Source organism: Streptomyces sp. NPDC005483, from assembly GCF_040606035.1.
Taxonomy (GTDB): Bacteria; Actinomycetota; Actinomycetes; order Streptomycetales; family Streptomycetaceae; genus Streptomyces.
Genome location: NZ_JBEXEA010000001.1, coordinates 293,801 through 315,185 on the forward strand (window position 1 = coordinate 293,801; position 21,385 = coordinate 315,185).

General features: G+C 71.3%; 21 protein-coding genes and 1 pseudogene. 13 read left to right on the forward strand and 9 right to left on the reverse strand.

From position 1 onward, the window contains the following. Position 1 precedes the first annotated feature (1 nt). The 3 genes and pseudogenes from ABZT06_RS01385 (at position 2) to ABZT06_RS01395 (ending at position 2,177) form a co-directional block, all read left to right on the forward strand. Positions 2–904, forward strand: coding sequence for a sugar phosphate isomerase/epimerase (locus ABZT06_RS01385; RefSeq protein WP_355733072.1), 903 nt, complete (start codon positions 2–4; stop codon positions 902–904). Between the two features lie 40 nt (positions 905–944). Beyond that, positions 945–1,064: pseudogene (locus tag ABZT06_RS01390) on the forward strand (inositol 2-dehydrogenase); the annotation flags it as partial. Positions 1,065–1,220: 156 nt separating this feature from the next. Next, positions 1,221–2,177 (forward strand): hypothetical protein, encoded by a 957-nt coding sequence (locus tag ABZT06_RS01395; RefSeq protein WP_355733075.1) that lies wholly within the window; start codon positions 1,221–1,223, stop codon positions 2,175–2,177. Between the two features lie 205 nt (positions 2,178–2,382). On the opposite strand, the gene ABZT06_RS01400 is transcribed toward ABZT06_RS01395, so the two are convergent. The 4 genes from ABZT06_RS01400 to ABZT06_RS01415 form a co-directional block, all read right to left on the reverse strand. Further along, complete coding sequence (locus ABZT06_RS01400) at positions 2,383–3,672, reverse strand: FAD-dependent oxidoreductase (RefSeq protein ID WP_355733078.1); 1,290 nt, start codon at positions 3,670–3,672, stop codon at positions 2,383–2,385. Positions 3,673–3,811: 139 nt separating this feature from the next. Next, positions 3,812–4,816 (reverse strand): Gfo/Idh/MocA family oxidoreductase, encoded by a 1,005-nt coding sequence (locus ABZT06_RS01405; protein WP_355733081.1) that lies wholly within the window; start codon positions 4,814–4,816, stop codon positions 3,812–3,814. Between the two features lie 81 nt (positions 4,817–4,897). After that, entirely contained in the window at positions 4,898–5,674 is a 777-nt protein-coding gene (locus ABZT06_RS01410; protein ID WP_355733083.1) for an SDR family oxidoreductase, read from the reverse strand. A 17-nt stretch (positions 5,675–5,691) separates the two neighbouring features. After that, on the reverse strand, positions 5,692–6,858 hold the full coding sequence (locus tag ABZT06_RS01415) for a phytanoyl-CoA dioxygenase family protein (RefSeq protein WP_355733086.1): 1,167 nt from the start codon (positions 6,856–6,858) through the stop codon (positions 5,692–5,694). A 107-nt stretch (positions 6,859–6,965) separates the two neighbouring features. Between ABZT06_RS01415 and ABZT06_RS01420 the strand changes: the two genes are divergently transcribed. Beyond that, positions 6,966–7,985 carry a LacI family DNA-binding transcriptional regulator gene (locus ABZT06_RS01420; protein WP_355734064.1) on the forward strand — a complete coding sequence of 340 codons (1,020 nt, stop codon included), beginning with the start codon at positions 6,966–6,968 and terminating at the stop codon, positions 7,983–7,985. A gap of 61 nt (positions 7,986–8,046) precedes the next feature. Here ABZT06_RS01420 and ABZT06_RS01425 read toward each other — a convergent pair whose 3' ends face one another. Together ABZT06_RS01425 and ABZT06_RS01430 are read right to left on the reverse strand one after the other, a co-directional pair. Continuing rightward, positions 8,047–9,039, reverse strand: coding sequence for a Gfo/Idh/MocA family oxidoreductase (locus tag ABZT06_RS01425; protein WP_355733089.1), 993 nt, complete (start codon positions 9,037–9,039; stop codon positions 8,047–8,049). Beyond that, positions 9,036–10,190 carry a Gfo/Idh/MocA family oxidoreductase gene (locus tag ABZT06_RS01430; protein WP_355733092.1) on the reverse strand — a complete coding sequence of 385 codons (1,155 nt, stop codon included), beginning with the start codon at positions 10,188–10,190 and terminating at the stop codon, positions 9,036–9,038. Before ABZT06_RS01430 ends, ABZT06_RS01425 begins: the two co-directional genes overlap by 4 nt. 113 nt (positions 10,191–10,303) lie before the next feature. Here ABZT06_RS01430 and ABZT06_RS01435 point away from each other — a divergent pair, with 113 nt between their 5' ends. Next, on the forward strand, positions 10,304–11,311 hold the full coding sequence (locus ABZT06_RS01435; RefSeq protein ID WP_355734067.1) for a LacI family DNA-binding transcriptional regulator: 1,008 nt from the start codon (positions 10,304–10,306) through the stop codon (positions 11,309–11,311). A gap of 8 nt (positions 11,312–11,319) precedes the next feature. Here the strand turns inward: ABZT06_RS01435 and ABZT06_RS01440 are convergent, their stop codons facing one another. Next, a complete protein-coding gene (locus ABZT06_RS01440) occupies positions 11,320–11,664 on the reverse strand; it encodes a cupin domain-containing protein (protein ID WP_355733094.1) in 345 nt (114 codons plus the stop codon). 124 nt (positions 11,665–11,788) lie between these two features. Between ABZT06_RS01440 and ABZT06_RS01445 the strand changes: the two genes are divergently transcribed. Together ABZT06_RS01445 and ABZT06_RS01450 are read left to right on the forward strand one after the other, a co-directional pair. Beyond that, positions 11,789–12,301, forward strand: coding sequence for a hypothetical protein (locus ABZT06_RS01445; protein ID WP_355734070.1), 513 nt, complete (start codon positions 11,789–11,791; stop codon positions 12,299–12,301). Positions 12,302–12,378: 77 nt separating this feature from the next. Continuing rightward, entirely contained in the window at positions 12,379–12,861 is a 483-nt protein-coding gene (locus ABZT06_RS01450; protein WP_355733097.1) for a hypothetical protein, read from the forward strand. Between the two features lie 550 nt (positions 12,862–13,411). On the opposite strand, the gene ABZT06_RS01455 is transcribed toward ABZT06_RS01450, so the two are convergent. After that, positions 13,412–14,890: an MFS transporter gene (locus ABZT06_RS01455; RefSeq protein ID WP_355733100.1), complete on the reverse strand. Its 1,479-nt coding sequence runs from the start codon at positions 14,888–14,890 to the stop codon at positions 13,412–13,414. A 93-nt stretch (positions 14,891–14,983) separates the two neighbouring features. Further along, positions 14,984–16,015 carry a zinc-binding dehydrogenase gene (locus ABZT06_RS01460; RefSeq protein WP_355733103.1) on the reverse strand — a complete coding sequence of 344 codons (1,032 nt, stop codon included), beginning with the start codon at positions 16,013–16,015 and terminating at the stop codon, positions 14,984–14,986. 260 nt (positions 16,016–16,275) lie between these two features. Here ABZT06_RS01460 and ABZT06_RS01465 point away from each other — a divergent pair, with 260 nt between their 5' ends. The 6 genes from ABZT06_RS01465 (at position 16,276) to ABZT06_RS01490 (ending at position 21,346) form a co-directional block, all read left to right on the forward strand. Next, positions 16,276–16,770 (forward strand): MarR family transcriptional regulator, encoded by a 495-nt coding sequence (locus ABZT06_RS01465; RefSeq protein ID WP_355733106.1) that lies wholly within the window; start codon positions 16,276–16,278, stop codon positions 16,768–16,770. A 387-nt stretch (positions 16,771–17,157) separates the two neighbouring features. Continuing rightward, positions 17,158–17,808, forward strand: coding sequence for a GntR family transcriptional regulator (locus ABZT06_RS01470; RefSeq protein WP_355733108.1), 651 nt, complete (start codon positions 17,158–17,160; stop codon positions 17,806–17,808). Positions 17,809–17,857: 49 nt separating this feature from the next. After that, positions 17,858–18,607 carry a PIG-L deacetylase family protein gene (locus tag ABZT06_RS01475; protein WP_355733110.1) on the forward strand — a complete coding sequence of 250 codons (750 nt, stop codon included), beginning with the start codon at positions 17,858–17,860 and terminating at the stop codon, positions 18,605–18,607. Beyond that, on the forward strand, positions 18,604–19,308 hold the full coding sequence (locus ABZT06_RS01480; RefSeq protein ID WP_355733112.1) for a 4-carboxy-4-hydroxy-2-oxoadipate aldolase/oxaloacetate decarboxylase: 705 nt from the start codon (positions 18,604–18,606) through the stop codon (positions 19,306–19,308). Before ABZT06_RS01475 ends, ABZT06_RS01480 begins: the two co-directional genes overlap by 4 nt. Then, positions 19,305–20,396 (forward strand): 4-oxalomesaconate tautomerase, encoded by a 1,092-nt coding sequence (locus ABZT06_RS01485; protein ID WP_355733115.1) that lies wholly within the window; start codon positions 19,305–19,307, stop codon positions 20,394–20,396. The genes ABZT06_RS01480 and ABZT06_RS01485 overlap by 4 nt, the downstream gene beginning before the upstream one ends. Further along, entirely contained in the window at positions 20,396–21,346 is a 951-nt protein-coding gene (locus tag ABZT06_RS01490) for a catechol 2,3-dioxygenase (RefSeq protein WP_355733117.1), read from the forward strand. The genes ABZT06_RS01485 and ABZT06_RS01490 overlap by 1 nt, the downstream gene beginning before the upstream one ends. Positions 21,347–21,385: the final 39 nt, after the last annotated feature.

Genomic DNA, 21,385 nt, shown 5'->3' on the forward strand with positions numbered 1-21,385 from the left:
GATGGCGGCCTCACTCGACCGTATCCGCGTCGGCTCGGCCCCGGACTCCTGGGGCGTGTGGTTCCCGGACGACCCGGTCCAGGTGCCGTGGGAACGCTTCCTGGACGAGGTCGCCGAGGCGGGCTACTCCTGGATCGAGCTGGGGCCGTACGGCTATCTCCCGACCGACCCGGCCCGCCTGACCGACGAGGTCGCGCGGCGTGACCTCAAGGTCTCGGCGGGCACGGTCTTCACCGGGCTGCACCGCGGCCCCTCGGTCTGGGAGTCGACCTGGGAGCACGTCAGCCAGGTCGCCGCGCTCACCCAGGCGATGGGCGCCCGGCACCTCGTCGTCATCCCGTCCTTCTGGCGGGACGACAAGACCGCCGAGATCCTGGAGCCGCCGGAGCTGACCCACGAGCAGTGGGCCCACCTCACCAAGGGCATGGAGCGGCTCGGCCACGAGGTGAAGGAGGCGTACGGGCTCGACATCGTCGTCCACCCGCACGCCGACACCCACCTCGACACCGAGGACCACGTCGAGCACTTCCTGGACTCGACGGACTCCGAGCTCGTCAACCTCTGCCTGGACACCGGCCACTACGCCTACTGCGGTGGGGACAGCGTCAAGCTCATCGAGACGTACGGCGAGCGCATCGGCTATCTGCACCTCAAGCAGGTCGACCCGGCGGTCCTCGCGGACGTCGTGCGGAACGAGGTGCCGTTCGGCCCGGCCGTCCAGCGTGGGGTGATGTGCGAACCCCCTTCCGGTGTACCGGAGTTGGAGCCGGTACTGGTGGCCGCGCAGAAACTCGGCGTGGAGCTGTTCGCCATCGTCGAGCAGGACATGTACCCGTGCGAGCCGGACAAGCCGCTGCCGATCGCGGTGCGCACCCGGAAGTTCCTGAGGTCCTGCGGCGCCTGAGGGGAGGACCATGGCCGAGCGGGCCACCCTGGGCGTCGCGCACCGCAACGCCGCGAGCCCGCCCTTTTTCAGCAGCTCCATGCTGATCAGCGACTCCGTGTCCTACGAAGCCGACGCGACCCGCCGGCTCCTCGGGCACGAGATCACGGCGGTCACGGTGGAGCGAGCCGCGCTGTACGGGTGACTTCGTGCTCTGCGGGGCGGGTTCGGTGAATTTCCCCCGAGTTCGCTACGTACTCGGTGAATCGCGGCCTCGGTGTGACCCCCTGTGCGACCATGGCGCGGCTGTCCTCGGCGGGGCGGCGAGGGGGTGTGCATGGGACTCGTACGGATACTTCTGCCGTTGCCGCGCGCGGCGGCCAAGTGGGCGCCGGAGAAGGGCGGACCGCTGTTGGGGGCCGCGCTGTCGTACTGCGTCACGCCCTCCTGGGCGGGGCTGCGGTCGCCGTCGCCGGCGCGGCGGCTCGCCTGGGCCGAGGAGGCGGTCGCCGTCTACGGCGCGACGGCCGACGCGGAAGGGCTGAGCCGTGCCCTGGCGCTGCGTGCTCACGCGTTGCTGCTGTCGGCTCGGTACGAGGAGGCGTGCACGGCGACGGCAGCCGTGCCGGATCAGGCGTCCCCGGCGCTGACCGCCTTCGTCGGCGATGTGCGGGCGCAGGCCCTCGCGGGCCTGGGCCGGGCCGAGGAGGCCGTGTCGGTGGCACACGCATGCGTGCGGGCGTACCGCGACTTGAGCGCGCTCGAGCGAAGGGACCGGTCGCTCGGCAGTCTCCCCGGTGCTCTGCGCACGTACGGGATGCTGCTCGCCGCGGTCGGCCGCATCGAGGAGTCCGTGGCCGTCTACGAGGAGTGTGCCGCGCTCCTGGCCGCCATGTCACTCCGGGAGCTGGCGCACGTCGAGCTGGTACGGCCACAGGTGCTCGCCGAACTGGTCGCAGTACTCCGGGCCTTGGGCCGGTACACGGACGCGCTGGGCGTGGGCCCCGAGGCCCGGGAGGCGCTGCGGGGCCCCCTCGCGTGGGCCGTCCCCGAGATCGTCCTGCCCCTGCGCGCCCGGCTCCTGATCGACCTGGCCCGCTGCCACAGCGCCGTCGGTGACCCGGCCGAGGCCCGCGCCCGCGCCGTGGAAGCGGTGGCCGAGGCCCGCAAACCGCACGGCGCGAGCGCGTTGCCCGCGGCGCTGGACTGCCTTGCCGACGTGCTCGGCCAACTCGGCCAGAGCGAGAAGGAGTTGAGCACCCGCCGCGAGCTCGCCGCGCTGCGGGAGAGATAGGTACTACGTCCTGGTCGACGGCTCGCCGGTCCCCGCGGCCGGGAAGTGGCGGCGCGCCAGGTCCTGGGCGTGGGTCAAACCGCACGGCGCGAGCGCGTTGCCCGCGGCGCTGGACTGCCTTGCCGACGTGCTCGGCCAACTCGGCCAGACCGAGAAGGAGTTGAGCACCCGCCGCGAGCTCGCCGCGCTGCGGGAGGGATAGGTACTACGTCCCGGTCGACGGCTCGCCGGTCCCTGCGGCCGGGAAGTGGCGGCGCGCCAGGTCCTGGGCGTGGGCCACGGCGCACTCGACGAGCTCGAACGCGGGCAGCCCGCCGACGTAGTAGGTGCGGTGACGCCCTTGCAGCGCGTCGAGCCGGTCCAGCGCGCCGTCCCTGAGGTCGGCGCTGCCGAAGTGCGGCATGAACGCCCACTCACGCCGCAGATGCACCTCCTCCAGCCGCCCGCCGAGGGCCGTGACGTCCTCCCGGAGCATCGGGATGACGCCGTCGGGACGGCCGTAGGAGTAGAAGGTCCGCACATCGCTGCCCGGATAGCGGTGGTGGTACGAGACACAGTGGCCGGCCGTCTCCCGGCTAGTGGTGTGGGCGGCGAGGAAGTAGAAGGCGTCCTCCGCGAGGCCGGACGCGGCGGCGAGGGTGGTGTGGTAGGCGTTGCTGCGGATCCGCGCGGCCAGGTCGCGCTCCTCGTCGGTGGCGTCCAGGACCGGGAGGATCCGGTCCGGTGCGACCGCGAGCACCACGGCGTCCGCCTCGACCGGACCCGAGTCGGTGTGCACCCGCACCCCGTCCTCGCGGCGCTCCACGGACGTCACCCGCACCCCGCACCGCACGTCCTTCAGCTCCTCGGCGACCCGGCGCCACAGTGTGGCGAACCCGCCCACGACGGTGAAGTCGCCCGGATGGCCGAGCAGTTCGGGCCCGGAGTCCAACAGTCCCGTCATCTCCGCGTACTTGACGAAGTACAGCGCCGGTATGTCGTCGTCGAGATGGCCGTACCCGGCCGCCGTGTACCCGGTGCCGAAGGACTCGGCCATGGACCGGAGTCCGTGCTCGGCGAGCCAGTCGGCGACAGGAGCGGCGAGCGCCCGCGCGGAGTGGGCGAGCCCGGGTTCGCCGATGCGGGGGAACTCCCGCTCCCGCAGGGCCCGGTAGCGCTCGAGTCCGCCGTCGCGCAGGAACGCCATCGACTGGCGGAGGGCACGTCCCGCGGAATCCAGGACGCGGTAGCGGCTGGTGCGCTCCGTCTCCACGTCCAGTTCGTTCAGCAGGCGCGCCAAGCGTTCGTATCTGTTGGTGCAGATGTGGCCGCCGAGGTCGTAGGCGTGCCCGTCGACGTGCACGCTCTGGCACTTCCCGGCCACCGTGTCCCGCTCCTCCAGAACGGTCACCCGGTGCCCGGCACGCTCCAGTTCGCGGGCGACCGCCAGGCCGCTCGGTCCCGCGCCTACGACGGCCACGGCCTGGGGGCCCGTGCTGGTGCGTAACTCCTGCATGCTCGTGACTCCTGGGTCGGTCGGACGTGGAGAACTCTCATGGTCGTACGGAGAGATCACGTGACCGTAAACGGGCGTCGCGGGCTCGGCGTTCACCGGTCGGTGTCCCGGGCACGGGCGCCCGGGACACACGGCGGACTCAGGCGGAGCGGACCTCGGCGATCGTCACCGGGCGGTGCTCGTGCAGGGACAGCGTGCACGCCTCGGCGATCCAGCCCGCCTCCAGGGCGTCCGCGATGGTGCACGGCGAGGGCCGGTTGCCGGCCACGACCTCGGTGAACGCGGTGAGTTCGGCACGGTAGGCCGCGGTGAAACGGTCCATGAAGAAGTCGTGCGGGGTGCCCGCCGGGAAGGTCACACCGGGCTCGACCGAGCGCAGCGGGAGCTTGTCCTCCAGGCCGACGGCGATGGAGTCCGTGAAGCCGTGGATCTCCATGCGGACGTCGTAACCCCGGGCGTTGTGGCGGGAGTTGGAGACCACCGCGATGGTGCCGTCATCCAGGGTGAGGATCGCGCCGGTGGTGTCGGCGTCGCCCGCCTCCTTGATGTAGTCGGCGCCCCGGTTGCCGCCGACGGCGTACACCTCGACGACCTCGCGGCCGGTCACCCAGCGGATGATGTCGAAGTCGTGCACCGAGCAGTCCCGGAAGATGCCCCCGGAGCCGGCGATGTAGGCGGCCGGCGGCGGGGCCGGGTCCAGGGTGGTCGAGCGCACGGTGTGCAGCTTGCCGAGTTCGCCGCTCTGCACGGCGGCCCGGGCGTTGACGAAACCGGTGTCGAAGCGGCGGTTGTAGCCGATCTGGATCGGTACGTCACTGCCCTGCACCGCCTTGAGGACGGCCACGCCGTCGCTCATGTGCTTGGCGACGGGCTTCTCGCAGAAGACGGGGATGCCGGCCTCGACGCCGGCGAGGATGAGCCCGGGGTGGGCGTCCGTGGCCGCCGCGACGACGATGCCGTCCACGCCGGCGGCCAGCAGGGCCTCGGGCGAGTCCACGACCTCGCCGCCGAAGCGCTCCGCGGCGGACTTGGCGGCCTCCGCGTAGGGGTCGGTGAGGACGAGTGACTCGACCGCGTCGAGTCCGGAGAGAGTCTCGGCGTGGAAGGCGCCGATGCGGCCGAGGCCGAGGATTCCGATGCGCATGGGGGTGCAGCTCCTAGGAAGCGGTACGTGCGAGCGGTTTGTGCGAGGGGACGGCGATGCGAGAGACCGGACGGGGAGAGGTCAGTCGAGGCCGCCGAGGACGTTCTGGTCCCAGTCGATCACCGATCCGGTCACCACGCCCGACCGGTCGGACAGCAGCAGGACCACGAAGTCGGCGATCTCGTCGGGCTGGCCGAGCTTGCCCATGGGCAGCTTGGCCGCGGCCTCCTCACGCCAGTCGTCGCCGGCGCCGTGGAAGGCCTTCTGGGTGGCGTCCTCGCCCTCGGTCGCCGTCCAGCCGATGTTCAGGCCGTTGATCCGGACCCGGTCCCAGCGGTGGGCGTGCGCCGCGTTGCGGGTGAGACCGATCAGGCCGGCCTTCGCGGCGACGTAGGGCGCCAGGAACGGCTGCCCGCCGTGCGCGGAGGACGTGATGATGTTGACGACGGTGCCGGGCGCCTTCCGGCCGACCATGTCCGCGACCGCCGCCTGCATGGCGAAGAACGGTGCCTTGAGGTTGATCGCGATGTGCTGGTCGAACAGCTCGGGCGTGGTGTCGAGGAGCGTGCCCCGGGAGGTGAGCCCGGCGGAGTTCACCAGGCAGTCGACCCGGCCGTACGCCTCGACGACCCGGGTGACGGAGGCCTTGGCCTGCTCGGCGTCGGCGAGGTCGGCGCGCACGAACAGCGCCTTGCCGCCGGCCGCCTCCAGCTCCGCCACCAGCGCCTCACCGGGCTCCGCCCGTCGCCCGGAGACGGCCACGACCGCCCCCTCACGGACGGCGGCCCGGGCGATGGCGGCACCGACGCCCTGACTGCCGCCGTTGACGAGGACGATCTTGTCGTCGAGAAGTCCCATGGATGTGCCCGTACCTTTCAGCTCGTGCGCCGGTCGGCGCCGGCCCGCAGTGCGTCGCGCAGCACTCGCGGGTTCCAGTTCTCGGTGAGCGCCAGCCGTACGAGGTCGGCCTGCGAGTGCGGGGCGAGTCCGTCGACCGGCGGATCGCTGTCGAGGTTGGTGGGGAAGGGGTAGCCCTCGGCGCTCGCGGCGATCACGTTGTCCAGCCACTGCGCGTCGGCGCCCTCCGACTTGCGGCGCAGCAGCGCCGGGTAGACGGCGTTCGACACCGCCTCCCGGTCCACGGTCTCCATGGCCCGCCCGAAGGCCGAGGACACCTGCAGGAGATTGGCCATGCGCCGCACGTTTGTGGTGCGGTTGGTGCCGGCCGCGTGGAACAGCGCCGGGTTGAAGAAGACGGCGTCGCCCTTCGCGAGCGGCAGCTGGACGTGGTGCTCCTTGAAGTACGCCTGGAACTCCGGCCGCCGCCACGCCAGATACCCGGGCTCGAACTGCTGCGAGAACGGCAGGTACAGCGTCGGCCCCGACTCCACCGGCATGTCGCAGTGCGCGACCGCGCCCTGGAGCGTGAGCACGGGGGAGAGGCGATGGACGTGCGCCGGATAGGCCGCGGCGACCTCGTCGGAGAGGAAGCCGAGGTGGTAGTCGCGGTGCACGGTCTGCGCGAGGCCGCCCGGGTTGACGACGTTGACCTGGGAGGTGACCTGGTAGCCGGGGCCGAGCCAGGCCTCGGACACCAGGGCGACGACGGGGTTGGCGTAGTAGTCGGCGAACGCCGCCGGGTCGTAGAGTGCGGCCTTCTCCAGCGCGTTCCACACCCGCTCGTTGGCGCCGGGCTTCGCGAAGTGGTCGCCCGCGGTCGTGCCCGCCGCGTACTGCTCGCGGATCAGCGAGTCGAACACCTCGGTGAACCGGTCCACGACCGCGCGATCGGGAAACGCCCCCTGGAAGACCACGACCCCGGGGCCGTCGGTCAGGGCGCGCACCAGTTCCTCCTGCACTTCCCGGCGGTCCTCGGCGCCGCGGACCCGCTCGGCGTCGTACAGCAGGACGTTCCTCTCCACGGAACTCGCGTACGGGTAGTCGGCGGGGTCGGCCGTCCGCTCGACGAGCGCGCGGAACGAGTCGAGGTCGCAGTCCTGTTCGGACAACCAGGCACGGCGGTGTACGGCGGTGAAGGACATCGGCGTCCTCTCGGTGACAGGGGCGACTCAGCGCTGTCATTCTTGTCATGACAAAGCCGTCGAACAACCAGCAGGCGACCATCAAAAACCCCTCAAGGAGCAGACGCGTGGGCCACCCCTATCCGATCCGGGAAATCGCACGTCAGGCGGGGCTGAGCGAGGCCACCGTCGACCGGGTGCTGAACGGCAGGGGAGGGGTCAGGGAGAACACCGCCCGCGAGGTCCACCAGGCGATCACCGACCTGGACCGGCAGCGCACCCAGGTCCGCCTCGTCGGCCGCACCTTCATGATCGACATAGTGATGCAGACTCCGGAACGCTTCTCGACGGCCGTACGCGCCGCTCTGGAGGCCGAACTGCCCGCGCTGCATCCGGCCGTGCTGCGCTCGCGCTTCCACTTCCGGGAGACCGGCCCGGTGGCGGAACTGACGAAGACCCTCGACCGGATAGCGCGTCGCGGTTCCCAGGGAGTGATCCTCAAGGCTCCCGACGTCCCCGAGGTCACGGCCGCGGTCGGCCGGCTCGCGGAGGCGGGCATCCCCGTGGTCACCCTCGTCACCGACCTGCCCTCCACGGCCCGCCTCGCCTACGTCGGCATCGACAACCGGGCGGCGGGAGCGACCGCCGCCTACCTCATGGGCCAGTGGCTCGGCGACCGCCCCGGCAACGTCCTCACCAGCCTCAGCAGCGGCTTCTTCCGCAACGAGGAGGAGCGTGAGATGGGGTTCCGCAGCGCCATGCGCGCCCGGTACCCGGAGCGGGCGCTGGTGGAGATCACCGAGGGGCAGGGCCTCGACGCCACGCAGTACGACCTCGTCCGGGCCGCGCTGGAGCGGGATCCGGAGATCCGCGCCGTCTACTCCATCGGCGGCGGCAACATCGCCACACTGCGGGCCTTCGAGGACCTGGGCAGGGAGTGCGCGGTGTTCGTGGCCCACGACCTGGACCACGACAACGACCGGCTGCTGCGGGAACATCGCCTGTCGGCCGTGCTTCACCATGATCTGCGGCAGGACATGCGGGAGGCGTGTCACATCGTGATGCGGGCGCACGGGGCATTGCCGCCGGCGGGACCGACGGTGCCTTCGGCGATACAGGTGGTGACGCCGTACAACATGCCGGCGTAGACCGTCTCTCGAGGGGCCGGCTCGCTGTCGCCCGGCGGGGGGAGCGTCGTCGCGGCACGCCTCACACGGCCGGTACGGAAACCGGCACGGTCCGGCCCCCGTCCCGCATCGACGCGACCACCGCCTCGGCCACCGCGGACGCGGTCAGCCCCTCCCGCGCGGAGGGCAGCGGCGAGGGCCGCCCGGCCACGACCGAGTCGATCCACGCCTGGAGCTCCAGCCGGTAGGCGTCGGCGAACCGGGGCCGCCAGTCGGCCGGGTGGGCGGTGGACCGCGTGCCCTCCAGATGGCTCACGACCAGGGCCGGGTCGGCCAGTCGGAGCGCGCCCCGTTCGCCGACGACCTCGCAGCGGACCTCGTAACCGTAACGGGCGTTGAGGAAGGTCTCGACCGTGGTGAGCGTGCCGTCGGCGGTGTGCAGCAGCATCACCTGGGGATCCCGCAGACCGGGGGCCGAGCCGCCCTCCGGCGCGTGCCAGGACACCGCCGTGACGGGGGAGTCCAGCAGCCACGGCACGACGTCGAACTCGTGGACCGCCGACCCGGTGACGCTGAACTCGCTGTCCGCGCCCGGTGCCGAGGCCACCCCCCGGTGCACACAGTGCACCACCCGGGGCCGACCGCACCGGCCCTCTCCCAGCGCGGCCTTCAGCGCGACGTACGCCGGGTCGAACCGCCGCATGAACCCCACCGACACGAGCCCACCGCCCGCCCCGTCGTCCTCCCGCACCACCTCGACGCACTCGGCGACCGTCGGTGCCAGCGGCTTCTCGCACAGCACCGGCTTCCCGGCGCGCACGGCGGCCACGGTCAGCTCCGCGTGGGTGGAGTCGTGCGAGGCGACGACCACCGCGTCCACACGGGGATCGGCGATCAGCGACAACGCGTCGGGACTGACCAACGCCCCCGGAACGCCGGACGCGACCGCCGCCGCCCGCGCCCCGTCGACGTCCGCCACCGCCACGACCTGCGCCGACGACACGAACCCGTGCAGCAGCCGCACATGATCGGCACCCATCACCCCGGCCCCGACCACCCCCACCCGGACCGTCATACCGACACCTCCACCCATGAACCGCTCTGCGCGGACCGGGACATCGCGTCCAGTACGACGGCGCTGTGCACGGCGTCCTGCAAGGTGGCCCCGTACGGCCGGTCCTCCGAGACCGAGCGCAGGAAGCGGTGGGCCTCCACGACCTTCAGGTCGTCGTAACCCATGGCGTTGGCCGCGCCCGGCTGGAAGGCGCCGAACTCGCCGTCGCCCGGGCCCACATACACGGTACTGACCGGCTGGTCCTGGTAGCCGGTGCCGCGGCTGAGGCCCAGCTCGCCCATGCGGCGGAAGTCCCAGAACACCGCGCCCTTCGTGCCGTGCACCTCGAAGCCGTAGTTGTTCTGCTCGCCGACCGAGACCCGGCACGCTTCCAGGACACCCCGCGCGCCGGAGGTAAAACGCAGCAGGCAGTTGACGTAGTCCTCGTTCTCGACCGGGCCGAGCTCCCCGGTGGCGAGGGTGTGCCCGGCGGTGGCGCCGGTGGGGCGGGCGCGCTCCGGCACGAAGATCGCGGTGTCGGCCGTGAGGGAAGCGATGTCGCCGAGGAGGAAGCGGGCCAGGTCGGCGCCGTGCGAGGCGAGGTCGCCGAGCACCCCGCTGCCGCCGCGTTCACGTTCGAAGCGCCAGGTGAGGGCGCCCTGAGGGTGGGCCGCGTAGTCGCTGAAGAGCCGGACACGGATGTGAGTGACCGCGCCGATCTCGCCGGCGCCGATCAGCGCACGGGCGCTCTCCACGGCCGGGGCGTTGCGGTAGTTGAATCCGACCGCGCTCCGCACACCCGCCCTGGCCGCCGCGTCGGCCACCGCGCGGGCGTCCTCGCCGGTCAGGCCCACCGGCTTCTCGATCCAGATGTGCTTGCCGGCCTCGGCCATCGCCACACCGATTTCGCGGTGCAGGAAGTTGGGCGCGGTGATGCTGACTGCCTGGACGCGTGGGTCGGCGGCGACCTCGCGCCAGTCACGAGTCGTCGAGGCGAACCCGAACTGCGCGGCGGCCTCCTCGGCCCGCCCCGGCACGTCCTCGGCGACGGTCACGAGCTCCGGACGCAGGGGAAGCTGTGGGTAGTGGTGCGGGACACGGGCGTACGCCTGGGTGTGCACCCGCCCCATCCAGCCGAATCCGATGACGGCGACACCGAGCGTATCGACCACGGGGAGCCCCTCTTTGGACCGTTCCATATCCTGTCCAGGTCACCTTGGGTGCCGTATTTGCTCGCTGTCAAGCCTTTGACAAGCCGCACCGCCTCGTGGAACGGTCCATGCTCATGAGACCGCCGACGATCCGCGATGTGGCCGACCGGGCCGGTGTCTCGAAGTCGCTGGTCTCGCTCGTGCTGCGGGGCTCCGACCAGGTGCGTCCGGAGAAACGGGAGGCCGTGCTGCGGGCCGTGCGCGAGCTCGGCTACCGGCCGAACGCCGCCGCCCGCAGCCTCAGCGAGCAGCGCACCCGCACGGTCGGCGTCCTCCTGAACGACCTGCGCAACCCCTGGTTCGTCGACCTGCTCGACGGCCTCAACTCCCTGCTCCACGACAACGGCCTGCGGATGCTGCTGGCCGACGCCCGCCTCAACCGCCGTACCGGCCAGGACCCGGCAGGTCCCTTCCTGGACCTCGGAGTCGACGGCCTGATCGTGGTCGGCACGCTGCCTGACCCCGGCGCGCTCGGGGCGGTGGCCGAACGCCTCCCGGTGGTCGTGGCCGGCGCGCGCGAGCCCGGGCTGCCGGGGGTGGACGTGGTCGCCAACGACGACGAGCGCGGCGCCCGCCTGGTCACCGAGCACCTGATCGGCCTCGGTCACCGCCGGATCGCGCACATCGCGGGGTACGGGGCGGTCGGCGAGCTGCGCCGGGGGAGCTTCCAGGAGACCATGCGGGCGCACGGTCTCGGGCAGGAGGCGGTCGTCGAACCGAGCGACATGACCGAGGAGGGCGGCTACCGCACGACGGTCCGGCTGCTGAGCCGCCCCGACCGGCCGACGGCCGTCTTCGCCTTCAACGACATCGCCGCGATCGGCGCGGTGTCGGCCGCCGAGGAACTGGGCCTCGACGTCCCGCGCGACCTGTCCGTCGTCGGCTACGACAACACGAGCATCGCCCGCCTGCGCCACGTCTGGCTCACCACCGTCGACAACGCCAGCCACGAGGTCGGCCGTCGCGCGGCACGCTGTCTGCTCGACCGGTTCGAGGGGCGCGGGGGAGCGGGGCGTACGGATCTCGCGGCGCCGGTGCTGGAGATCCGGGGGACCACGGCGCGCCCGCCCGAAGGCTCTTGAGGGCCCCGTCAGAGGTTGATCGCGTACGCCTTCCGCAGCGTCTCGTGCACCGTCCACGTCGTATGGTCGCCCTCGCGCAGGACGGCCATGTCGCCGGGCCCCACGTGCAGCGTCGGGCCGCCCTCGACCTCGATGGTCGCCGAGCCGCTGACGACGACGAACAGCTCGTCCGCCTCCGTGTCGGTGACGACGCCGGGGGTGATCTGCCAGATGCCCCGGATCTGACGTCCGTCCTGCGACTCCCAGACCACCTTCCCGGTCACCTCGGGCGTCCCGGAGACGATCTGCTCCCGGGCGAGAGGCTCGGACTCGAGCTCGGCGTCGGGGATGTGCAGTACGAAACTGTGGTCCATGGGTTCGACCCTAGCGAGATCGTTCCCGGCAAGTCCGTGGACAGGGTGTGGAGTGCCGGCGCAGGTGGGAGGACACTCCGTCGTGAACTGGCGGCACGTCGCGGCCCGGGTGATCATGGAGGACATGGTGGACACCGAGGCCGCCGCGTCCCGGGCGGACCGGCACGACACCCGTGAGGCCGTCCTCTTCGGCGGCGTCTACGGCTCGGTCCTGGCCTGCTCCATGGTCGCCGCGCTCACCCAGTACGGGCACACCTCCCGGGACAGCCGCCGCTACGACGCCGCGTGGCTCCTGGTCACCGCCCTCGCCTCCGCCCTCGCGCACGGCTACGCCCACTTCATCGCCGAGCGCGCCCCGCACCGCCGAGGGGACGCCCTGCGCACCCTGGCCGACGAGTGGCCCCTGGTCGCCGCGGTCGTGCCGACGGTCGGCCTCCTGGCCGGGGCCGGTTGGGGCTGGTGGCCCGCGAACGGCGTCGAGTACGCGGCCTTCGTCCTCAACATCACCCTCCTGTTCACCCTGGGCCTGGTCACGGCCCGCTGGTCCCGTCGCCCGTGGGCGGCCGCGGTCGGTATCGGGGTGGTGGACGCGATGCTGGGGGTGGTGGTCGTGGTGGCCAACGCGGTGATCAAGTAAGGGGCGCGCGCGGACCTGCGGCTCCCGTCAGGGGAATCGGGGTGCGTCCGGGGCGGAGTGCGGGGCAGCATGGCGTGATGCCCGACCTGTTGTGGGACGACGTCAAGAACTTCTTCGACCCCGACCTGATGGGGCCGCTCCCGGACGTGACCGTCCCGGGCACCTCCCTGGACGACTGGCAGGCGGTCCTCGATCTGGTGCGGTCGCGGGGCTGGTCGTACGCGTACACCGAGGACGGTGTGGCGGTCCGGCTGCCGCGGGCCGCGGACATGCTCGCCCGCAGCCCGGGCGTCGACGCGGCGCTGCAGGTATGGCCGACTCCCGGAGTACTGGCGATCTTTCGGGCTTACGAGGTCGGCACGATCGACTTCGACGTGGATCTGCGGGAGTTGCAGGGCCAGACCGGCGTCGACGCGCTGTGCCTCCTGCTGCGGGCCGTCGGCCGACGGCTGGGCAAGCCGGTGCTGCTGACTCCGGAGTCGGACCCGCTGCACCCGGTACTCGGCTTCGACGTCACGGCGGGACGGGTCGTGCTGCTCGCCGCCCCGGCGATCCCGTGACCGCCGCCCGGTGAGAGCCCCCCAGGTCGGTCCGGCTCGCCTCCTTGCCGCCCGCCGACCGTGGGTCAGGCCAGCGACCGTCGCCCTCGCGACACCCGGTGCCCGAGGCCGTCCTGCCGGCGCCGGGTGGCCGTGGTCGCCTTCGCGACCCCGGGCGGTCGCTGGGTCTTCCTCAGGGTGCTGGTCGGCTGTCGCCGCTGGGAGGGAGTGGCGGCGGATGGGGTCGTTGTGGGCCTGGCCCTGTGCTGGGGTGGGTCGGAGTGCGTGTTGCTGGCGCCGGGTGGCCGTGGTCGCCTTCGCGACCCGGGGCGGTCGCTGGGTCTTCCTCAGGGTGCTGGTCGGCTGTCGCCGCTGGGAGGGAGTGGCGGCGGATGGGGTCGTTGCGGGCCTGGCCTCTATGCCTGGGCGGGTCCGAGGCCCTCCTGCTGGCGCCGAGTGGCCGTGGTCGCCTTCGCGACCCCGGGCGACTGCTGGGCCTTCCTCAAGGTGCCGAGCGGCCGCCGCCCCCGCGAGGGAGCGACGGCCGCCGACCCGGGGTGTGCACTCCGTCCTACGCCTTGGCGCCGACCTCCGCCGGCCCCGCCGTTCCGTCGGTCGCGGCCTGGGGTGATGTCTGGCGCCGGTGCGGGATGAAGGTCGCGACGGCGAAGGCGAGCAGTGCCGCGCCCGCGCCGATCGCCATGACGACCTTGAAGCCGTTCTCCGAGGGCAGCGCGGTGCCGCCGAAGTCGGTGGTCATCTGGGCCAGGATCACGCCGGCCAGGGCGCTGGCGAAGGAGGTGCCGAGGGACCGCATCAGCGTGTTGAGGCTGTTGGCGGCACCCGTCTGGGAGGGGTCCACGGCGCCCATGATCAGGGCGGGCAGCGCGCCGTAGGTGAAGCCGATACCGGCGCCGATGACGCAGGAGACCAGGATGAGGTGCCAGACCTCGGACATCAGGACGATGTTGAGCCCGTAACCGGCGGCCACGATCAGCGCGCCGACCATCAGCGTGATCTTGGGTCCCTTGGCCTTGGTGAGGGCCGCGGAGACGGCGGACATCGCCATCATCACCAGACCCTGCGGGGCCAGCACCAGACCGACGGTCAGCATGGACCTGCCGAGGCCGTAGCCGGTCTGCGACGGCAGCTGCAGCAGCTGCGGGAGCACCAGCGACATCGCGAACATCGAGAAGCCGAGCGCGACCGAGGCGAGGTTGGTGAACAGCACCTGCGGCTTGGCGGTGGTGCGCAGGTCGACCAGCGGCTGCGGGCTGCGCAGCTCCCACCAGCCCCAGGCCAGCAGGATCACGACGGCGGCGACGCCGAGACCGAGTGTGGTGCCGCTGCTCCAGCCCCAGTCACCGCCCTTGGAGACGGCCAGCAGCAGCGACACCAGACCGGCCGACAGGCCCAGCGAGCCGACCAGGTCGAAGCGGCCCCCGGCACGCACCTTCGACTCCGGCACGATCAGCAGGACGAGCGCGAAGGCGACAGCACCGAGGGTGGCGGAGACCCAGAACAGGATGTGCCAGTTCCAGTTGTCGGCGATGAACGCGGCGGCGGGCAGACCCAGGGCGCCACCGACACCGAGCGAGGCGCTCATCAGCGCGGTGGACCCGGCGAGCCGGTCGGCCGGCAGCGCGTCCCGCATGATGCTGATGCCGAGCGGTACGACCGCGGCGGCCAGTCCCTGCAGGGCGCGACCGATGATCATCGGGACGAGGGAGTCGGCGAGGCCGCAGACCACCGAACCGGACACCAGCAGCACGATGCTGAGCAGCAGCATCCGCCGCTTGCCGAACATGTCGCCGAGCCGCCCGACGACCGGCGTGGCCACGGACGCGGCGAGGAGGGTCGCGGTGACCGCCCAGGCGGCGTCCGAGGCCTCCGCGTGCAGGAGCTTGGGCAGCTCGGGAACGATCGGGATGACCAGGGTCTGCATCAGCGAGACGACGATTCCGGCCAGGGCCAGTACCGCCACCACGGCGTTCGGCTTCGGCGGGGCGGACGTCCCCGCTTCGGCGGGTCGGGCAAGGGCGTCGGACATGGCGGGGCCTCCGTCAGAAACGATGGATATTGCTTGACTTACTCAAGTGAATCGCAATTGATTGACTTAAGCAAGTTAAAAGAATGGGTGCGACTACGCGTCGAAGGTCACGACGACCTTCTCCGCGGCCCCGGGAGTCAGCGCAAGCTCGAAAGCCCGACCCACCTCGGTGGACGGCACCCGGTGACTGATCAGCTTCGCGAACCGCTCACGGTGCTCCACCAGCTCCGGTGTGACCTCGAAGATCTCCGTCGGATACCCCTGCGAAGCGATGAGCGTGAGTTCGCTGCGCAGCATGCCACCGAGATCCACCTCGCCCTTTTTCTGTACGGCGACCATGACGAGCTTGGCGTGCCACTTGGCGTTGGCGATCACGGAGTCGAAGACCGCCGGCGCCCCCGCGGCGTCCAGGTAGATGTCGGTGCCGGCCCGCGGCTGCCCGAGCGCGTTGGCGGCCTCACCGTGCAATTCCTTCAGCCGGGCCGTGAGGTCCTCCGAGGCGGAGTTGACGACCGCGTCGGCGCCGACTGCCAGTGCGGTCTCCAGGCGCTCGGGAATGATGTCGACCACGGTCACGTGCCCCACCCCGCGCAGCTTGAGCCAGATCGCCGCGCCCAGACCGATGGGCCCGGCGCCGAACACGGCCACCTTGTCCGTGGTCGTCGCTCCGGAGCGGTTGACGGCGTGCCGGGCGACCGCCATCGGCTCGTTGAGTGAGGCGACGTCGAAGGGCATCTCGTCGGGGAAGACGGCGACGCTTCTGCCGACCTCGGCGTTCTCGATGAGCAAGTACTCGTCCATGCCGCCGAGTTCGCCGCCGCAGCCGATGATGCCGGTCGGCGCGCCCTGGGGGTTGACGACGACCCGGTTGCCAACCGCGAGGCCGGTCACCTCGGTGCCCACCTCGACGATCTCACCGGCCGGCTCGTGGCCGAGCGGGATGGCCCGCATCGACCCGTCGGGGCCGGCGGGCATCCCGCCCAGGTGGAGGAAGAAGGTGTCCGTGCCGCAGATGCCGCACGCCCGGACCCGTACGAGAGCGTCCTTGGGGCCGGGCACGGGCCGTTCGACGTCCACCACGTCGACCTTGTCCTTCGCGGCGAGGACGGACTTCATCGTGGCCATGGGGTGTCTCACTTTCTGGAGGAGGGGGGAGTTGGTGTCTCCGGGCCCGGCGAGGGACAGGGGGAGTGGGTCCACGCGCCGGACCCGGAGACCGCGCCGTCCCCGTCCCCACGGGTCGGGCGCGAGAGGCCCGTGTCCGCTTGGCGCGGGCCTCGTCCGTGACGGCTTGCTTGACTTAGGCAAGCATACGCGAGTTACTTAAGTCAAGCAATCAAATTGTCCAATTGCTTGAGCTAGGCAACTACTGTTGGGGTGGTCTCATGTCGACACAGAAATCCGCGCCGATGCCGGCCCTCTCGGTGAAGGTGGTCGAGATCGAGCGTGTGCTGAGCCGGATCACCTATCTGGCGGGACGGGCCCGGCAGCATGAGCGGCTGATGGCGATGGCCGGACTTGATCTCGACCGGGCCGCCGTGACCGTCCTGCGGCACATCGCCGGGAGCGATCCTGTGCGGCCAGGGGTGCTTGCGGTCCGGCTGTCCGTCGAGGCATCCCATGTCACCCGGCAGTTGCGGCAGTTGGAGCGGGACGGGTACGTCGTGCGGGTCGCGGACCCTGAGGATCGCAGGGCCCGGCGCGTGCAGCTCACGGACGCCGGCCTGGAGGCGGTGGAGCGTGTACGGGAGGCGAGCTGCCGGGGCGTCGAACTGGCCCTGGCCGACTGGGCCCCCGATGAACTGGACCAACTCGCCGTGCTCTTGCGCCGGTTGGTCCACGACTTCATGGCGTACGCCGAGGCCCCGCTCGCCGTGTGAACAGGTCGCGTCATGTGAGTGGACGTCATCGAGGAGCCCGGACCTGACGTCGGGGTGGCGGACGGCAGGTCCCGGTCGTCGCGGCGCCACGTGTGACCGGACTGTCGGCCTGGCTGTCGAGTGAGTCGCCCCGTCGCGGAGCGACCCATCGGCCGGTCGGCCTGCCCGGCGGGGCGCACGCTGCTCGTGGACGTGGATCACCGACTCACCCTGATCCGCACCGTGCGGGCCGCACTGGAACCGCGGGACCGCCCCGCACCGGGACCCCTGAGGCTCGTATGTCGACGGGCGCGATGGATCACATGCGCCGATACGGCGGACAAAATTGTTGACAATCGTGTTTGGCTAGATTTAGGTTCGACAGGCACTCACTCAGGGAGGGCAACGATGCCGAAAGAAGCCCGTCCGAGCACCGGGGAGCAGGCCAAGCAGCATGCGCTCGCGCAGTTGCGGCAGGCGATCCTGCACGGCGAGATGGCACCGGCGCAGCGGCTGGTGGAGAACGAGCTCGCCGAGCAGTTCGGTGTGACACGGGCCAGCATCCGGGCCGCGCTCATCGATCTGGAGGCCCAGGGCCTCGTGGAGCGGATCCGCAACCGGGGTTCCCGGGTGCGGGTGGTGACCGTGGAGGAGGCGGTCGCCATCACCGAGTGCCGCATGGTCCTGGAAGGACTGTGCGCGGCCAAGGCGGCGACCCTGGCCAGTGACGAGCAGCTCGCCGAGCTGACCGAGCTGGGCACGGCGATGACCAAGGCCGTGGCCGACGGTGAGCCGATGACCTACTCCGAGCTCAACCAGGAGCTGCACGCCAGGGTGCGGGAGTTCTCCGGCCAGCAGACCGCCGTGGATCTGCTGGAGCGGCTCAACGCCCAACTGGTGCGGCACCGCTTTCAGTTGGCGCTTCGACCGGGACGCCCGCAGCACTCCCTGAACGAGCATCTGGCGATGATCGAGGCGATCAGGGCCAGGGATCCGCAGGCGGCCGAGAAGGCCGTCCGCGCCCACCTCACCAGCGTGATCGAGGCGCTGCGCGACTGAGCCGCTGCGAGGCGGGCGCACATCTGTCAACGCCAAGGAGATCCGAGTAATGACGCAGTCAGGCGCGCCCGCCGATCCACGTTCGACACTTGTCATCACCGCGCACGCCGGGGACTTCGTGTGGCGTGCCGGCGGTGCCATCGCCCTGTCCGCCGCCCGGGGCGAGAAGGTCACCATCGCCTGTCTGACCTTCGGTGAGCGCGGGGAGTCCGCCAAAGCCTGGCGCGAGGGCAGGAAGATCGACGAGATCAAGGCGATACGCCGGGACGAGGCCGAGCGCGCCGCCGCCACTCTCGGCGCCGAGGTCCGCTTCTTCGACGCCGGCGACTACCCGCTGGTCCCCACCGCCGAGTTGACCGACAAGCTCGTCGGGGTCTACCGGGCCACCCAGCCCGACGTCGTGCTCACCCACCCGGTCGAGGACCCGTACAACGGCGACCACCCGGCGGCCAACCGCATGGCCCTGGAGGCCCGGGTCCTCGCCCAGGCCATCGGCTACCCGGGCGAGGGCGAAATCATCGGCGCCCCGCCGGTCTTCTACTTCGAGCCCCACCAGCCCGAGATGAGCGGCTTCAGGCCCGAGGTCCTCCTCGACATCACCGAGGTCTGGGAGACCAAGCGCAAGGCCATGGAGTGCCTCGGCGCCCAGCAGCACCTGTGGGACTACTACACCGACCTCGCCGTGCGCCGGGGCGTCCAGCTCAAGCGCAACGCGGGCCCGAACCTGGGCCTGGCCCACAAGACCATGGCCGAGGCGTACATGCGTCCCTACCCGCAGATCGCGAAGGAGCTGGCGTGAGCGGCGTGATCGTCACCAACCCGCCGAAGGCGGACCTCAAGGACGTCGACGCGCTCGCGCGGTACGGCGTGGCCACCGTCAGCGAGGCGATGGGCCGAACGGGCCTGCTGGGCCCGGCGGTTCGCCCCGTCCAACAGGGCGTACGGGTCGCGGGCACCGCGGTCACCGTGCTCAGCTGGCCGGGCGACAACCTCATGATCCACGCGGCCGTCGAGCAGTGCGGCGAGGGCGACATCCTGGTCGTCACCACCACCTCCCCGTGCACGGACGGCCTGTTCGGCGAGCTGTTCGCGACCGCCCTGAAGCAGCGCGGCGTGCGTGGGGTCGTCACCAACACCGGCATCCGTGACACCCAGGAGCTGCGTGACATGGGCTTCGCCGCCTGGTCCCGCGCGGTCTCCTCGCAAGGCACGGTCAAGGCCACCGGCGGTTCGGTCAACGTGCCGATCGCCATCGACGGCCAGGTGATCCACCCCGGCGACGTGATCCTCGCCGACGACGACGGTGTCGTGGTCGTGCCGCGTGAGCGGGTGGCCGGGACGGTGGAGAAGGCGGTGGCGCGCGAGGCCAAGGAGGCCGCCACCCGCGCCGCCTTCATCGACGGCCAACTGGGCCTGGACCGCTACGGGTTGCGCGAGACGCTCAAGAACCTGGGCGTCGAGTACAGGTCCTACGAGGAGTACACGGGGGAGGGGTCGTGACCCCGCTGCCCGAGGAGGTGCGCTGCATGCTGATGCGGGGCGGCACCTCCAAGGGCGCCTACTTCCTCGCCGACGACCTGCCCGCCCGACCCGCCCTGCGCTACGACCTGTTGCTGCGGATCATGGGCAGCCCGGACGAGCGGCAGATCGACGGCCTGGGCGGTGCGCACCCGCTCACCAGCAAGGTCGCCGTGATCTCGCCCTCCGCCGACCCGAAGGCCGACGTCGACTATCATTTCCTCCAAGTCGCCGTCGACCGGCCCGAGGTGAGCGATCGTCAGAACTGCGGGAACATCCTCGCCGGCGTCGGCCCGTTCGCCGTCGAGCGCGGACTCGTCCCGGCGGGGGAGCAGGAGACCTCCGTCCGGATCCGCATGGTCAACACGGGTGACTACGCGACCGCGTCCTTCCCGACCCCGGGCGGCCGCGTCGACTACGCGGGGGACGCCGACATCTCGGGCGTGCCGGGCACGGCCGCGGCCGTGGTGATCGAGTTCCCGCCGGGCGCCGGGGAGTTGCTCCCCACGGGCAACGCCGTCGACGTCGTCGACGGTGTCGAGGTCACGTGCGTGAACAACGGTATGCCGACCGTCCTCATCGCGGCCGGCTCCCTCAAGGTCACCGGCTACGAATTGCCCCGGGACCTGGAGGAGGACGTGGCCCTGGCCGACCGCCTGCGCACCATCCGGCTGGAGGCGGGCCGTCTGATGGGCCTCGGTGACGTGTCCGACGCGACCGTCCCCAAGCTCACGCTGCTCGCCCCGCCCCGCGACGGCGGCGCGGTCACCACCCGCACCTTCATCCCCGTGCACTGCCACACCTCCATCGGGGTCCTCGGCGCCGCGAGTGTGGCAGCGGGCCTGCGGATCGACGGCAGTGTGGGTGCCGGCCTCGCGGTGATCGATCCCGGGAGTGATCGCGTCCGCATAGAACACCCCACGGGATTCCTGGACATCGAGAGCAGCCTGGCCGTCACCCCGGACGGCCCGCCCTGCGCCCTGCGTACCGCCGTGGTCCGCACGGCCCGCAAGATCTTCGACGGCACCGTCTTCCCCCGGGCCGCCGACCGACCCTCAGGAGGTCACTGATGACTCCGCCGCTCGGCGACATCGCCCACATCGGCCACACCCAGCTGTTCACACCGGACCTGGACGCCAGCGTCGCCTTCTTCACCGACTTCCTCGGCCTCACCGTCAACGGCCAGGACGGCGACACGGTCTATCTGCGGACCTTCGACGACTACGAGCACCACAGCCTGGTCCTCACCGCCCGCGAGCAGCCCGGCCTCGGCCGGCTCGCCCTGCGCACCTCCAGCGAGGAGGCACTGCACCGCCGTATCAAGGCAGTCGAGGACTCGGGCGGCACCGGCACCTGGGCCGAGGACGAACCCGGCCTCGGCAAGCTCTACGTCACCACCGACCCGGACGGCCACGAGCACGCCCTCTACTGGGAGAGCGAGCACTACCGGGCCCCCGACGCGCTGCGGCCCGCGCTGAAGAACCAGCCGCAGGCCAAGCCCAACAGGGGAGTAGGCGTACGGCGGTTGGACCACATCAACTTCCTCGCGGTCGACGTGCTCGCCAACGCCGAGTTCCAGCAGAACGTGCTCGGCGCCCGGCCCACCGAGCAGATCCGGCTGGACAGCGGGAAGATCGCGGCGCGCTGGCTGACGTACACGAACAAGTCGTACGACGTCGTCTACACCTCGGACTGGACCGGCAGCGAGGGCAGGCTGCACCACATCGCCTTCGCCACCGACACCCGCGAGGACGTGCTGCGCGCGGCCGATCTCGCCATCGACACCGGGGTGTTCATCGAGACGGGCCCGCACAAGCACGCCATCCAGCAGACGTTCTTCCTCTACGTCTACGAGCCCGGCGGCAACCGCATCGAGCTGTGCAACCCGCTCACCCGGCTGGTGCTGGCGCCCGACTGGCCGCTCGTGACCTGGACCGAGGAGGAACGGAAGAAGGGGCAGGCCTGGGGGTTGAAGACCATCGAGTCGTTCCATACGCACGGGACGCCGCCGGTGGCCTGAGCTGCGCTGTTCCGAGCCGTCCCTGAGTCGTCGATGAGA

Excerpts from the sequence above, each read along its gene's own strand:
- ABZT06_RS01405 (WP_355733081.1), bottom strand. The coding sequence starts at position 4,816 with ATGCGCATCGGAATCCTCGGCCTCGGCCGCATCGGCGCCTTCCACGCC.
- ABZT06_RS01435 (WP_355734067.1), top strand. The coding sequence starts at position 10,304 with ATGAGACCGCCGACGATCCGCGATGTGGCCGACCGGGCCGGTGTCTCG.
- ABZT06_RS01470 (WP_355733108.1), top strand. The coding sequence starts at position 17,158 with ATGCCGAAAGAAGCCCGTCCGAGCACCGGGGAGCAGGCCAAGCAGCAT.
- ABZT06_RS01415 (WP_355733086.1), bottom strand. The coding sequence starts at position 6,858 with ATGTCCTTCACCGCCGTACACCGCCGTGCCTGGTTGTCCGAACAGGAC.
- ABZT06_RS01465 (WP_355733106.1), top strand. The coding sequence starts at position 16,276 with ATGTCGACACAGAAATCCGCGCCGATGCCGGCCCTCTCGGTGAAGGTG.
- ABZT06_RS01395 (WP_355733075.1), top strand. The coding sequence starts at position 1,221 with ATGGGACTCGTACGGATACTTCTGCCGTTGCCGCGCGCGGCGGCCAAG.
- ABZT06_RS01425 (WP_355733089.1), bottom strand. The coding sequence starts at position 9,039 with ATGACGGTCCGGGTGGGGGTGGTCGGGGCCGGGGTGATGGGTGCCGAT.
- ABZT06_RS01440 (WP_355733094.1), bottom strand. The coding sequence starts at position 11,664 with ATGGACCACAGTTTCGTACTGCACATCCCCGACGCCGAGCTCGAGTCC.
- ABZT06_RS01410 (WP_355733083.1), bottom strand. The coding sequence starts at position 5,674 with ATGGGACTTCTCGACGACAAGATCGTCCTCGTCAACGGCGGCAGTCAG.
- ABZT06_RS01450 (WP_355733097.1), top strand. The coding sequence starts at position 12,379 with ATGCCCGACCTGTTGTGGGACGACGTCAAGAACTTCTTCGACCCCGAC.
- ABZT06_RS01400 (WP_355733078.1), bottom strand. The coding sequence starts at position 3,672 with ATGCAGGAGTTACGCACCAGCACGGGCCCCCAGGCCGTGGCCGTCGTA.
- ABZT06_RS01385 (WP_355733072.1), top strand. The coding sequence starts at position 2 with ATGGCGGCCTCACTCGACCGTATCCGCGTCGGCTCGGCCCCGGACTCC.
- ABZT06_RS01490 (WP_355733117.1), top strand. The coding sequence starts at position 20,396 with ATGACTCCGCCGCTCGGCGACATCGCCCACATCGGCCACACCCAGCTG.
- ABZT06_RS01460 (WP_355733103.1), bottom strand. The coding sequence starts at position 16,015 with ATGGCCACGATGAAGTCCGTCCTCGCCGCGAAGGACAAGGTCGACGTG.
- ABZT06_RS01445 (WP_355734070.1), top strand. The coding sequence starts at position 11,789 with ATGGTGGACACCGAGGCCGCCGCGTCCCGGGCGGACCGGCACGACACC.
- ABZT06_RS01475 (WP_355733110.1), top strand. The coding sequence starts at position 17,858 with ATGACGCAGTCAGGCGCGCCCGCCGATCCACGTTCGACACTTGTCATC.
- ABZT06_RS01455 (WP_355733100.1), bottom strand. The coding sequence starts at position 14,890 with ATGTCCGACGCCCTTGCCCGACCCGCCGAAGCGGGGACGTCCGCCCCG.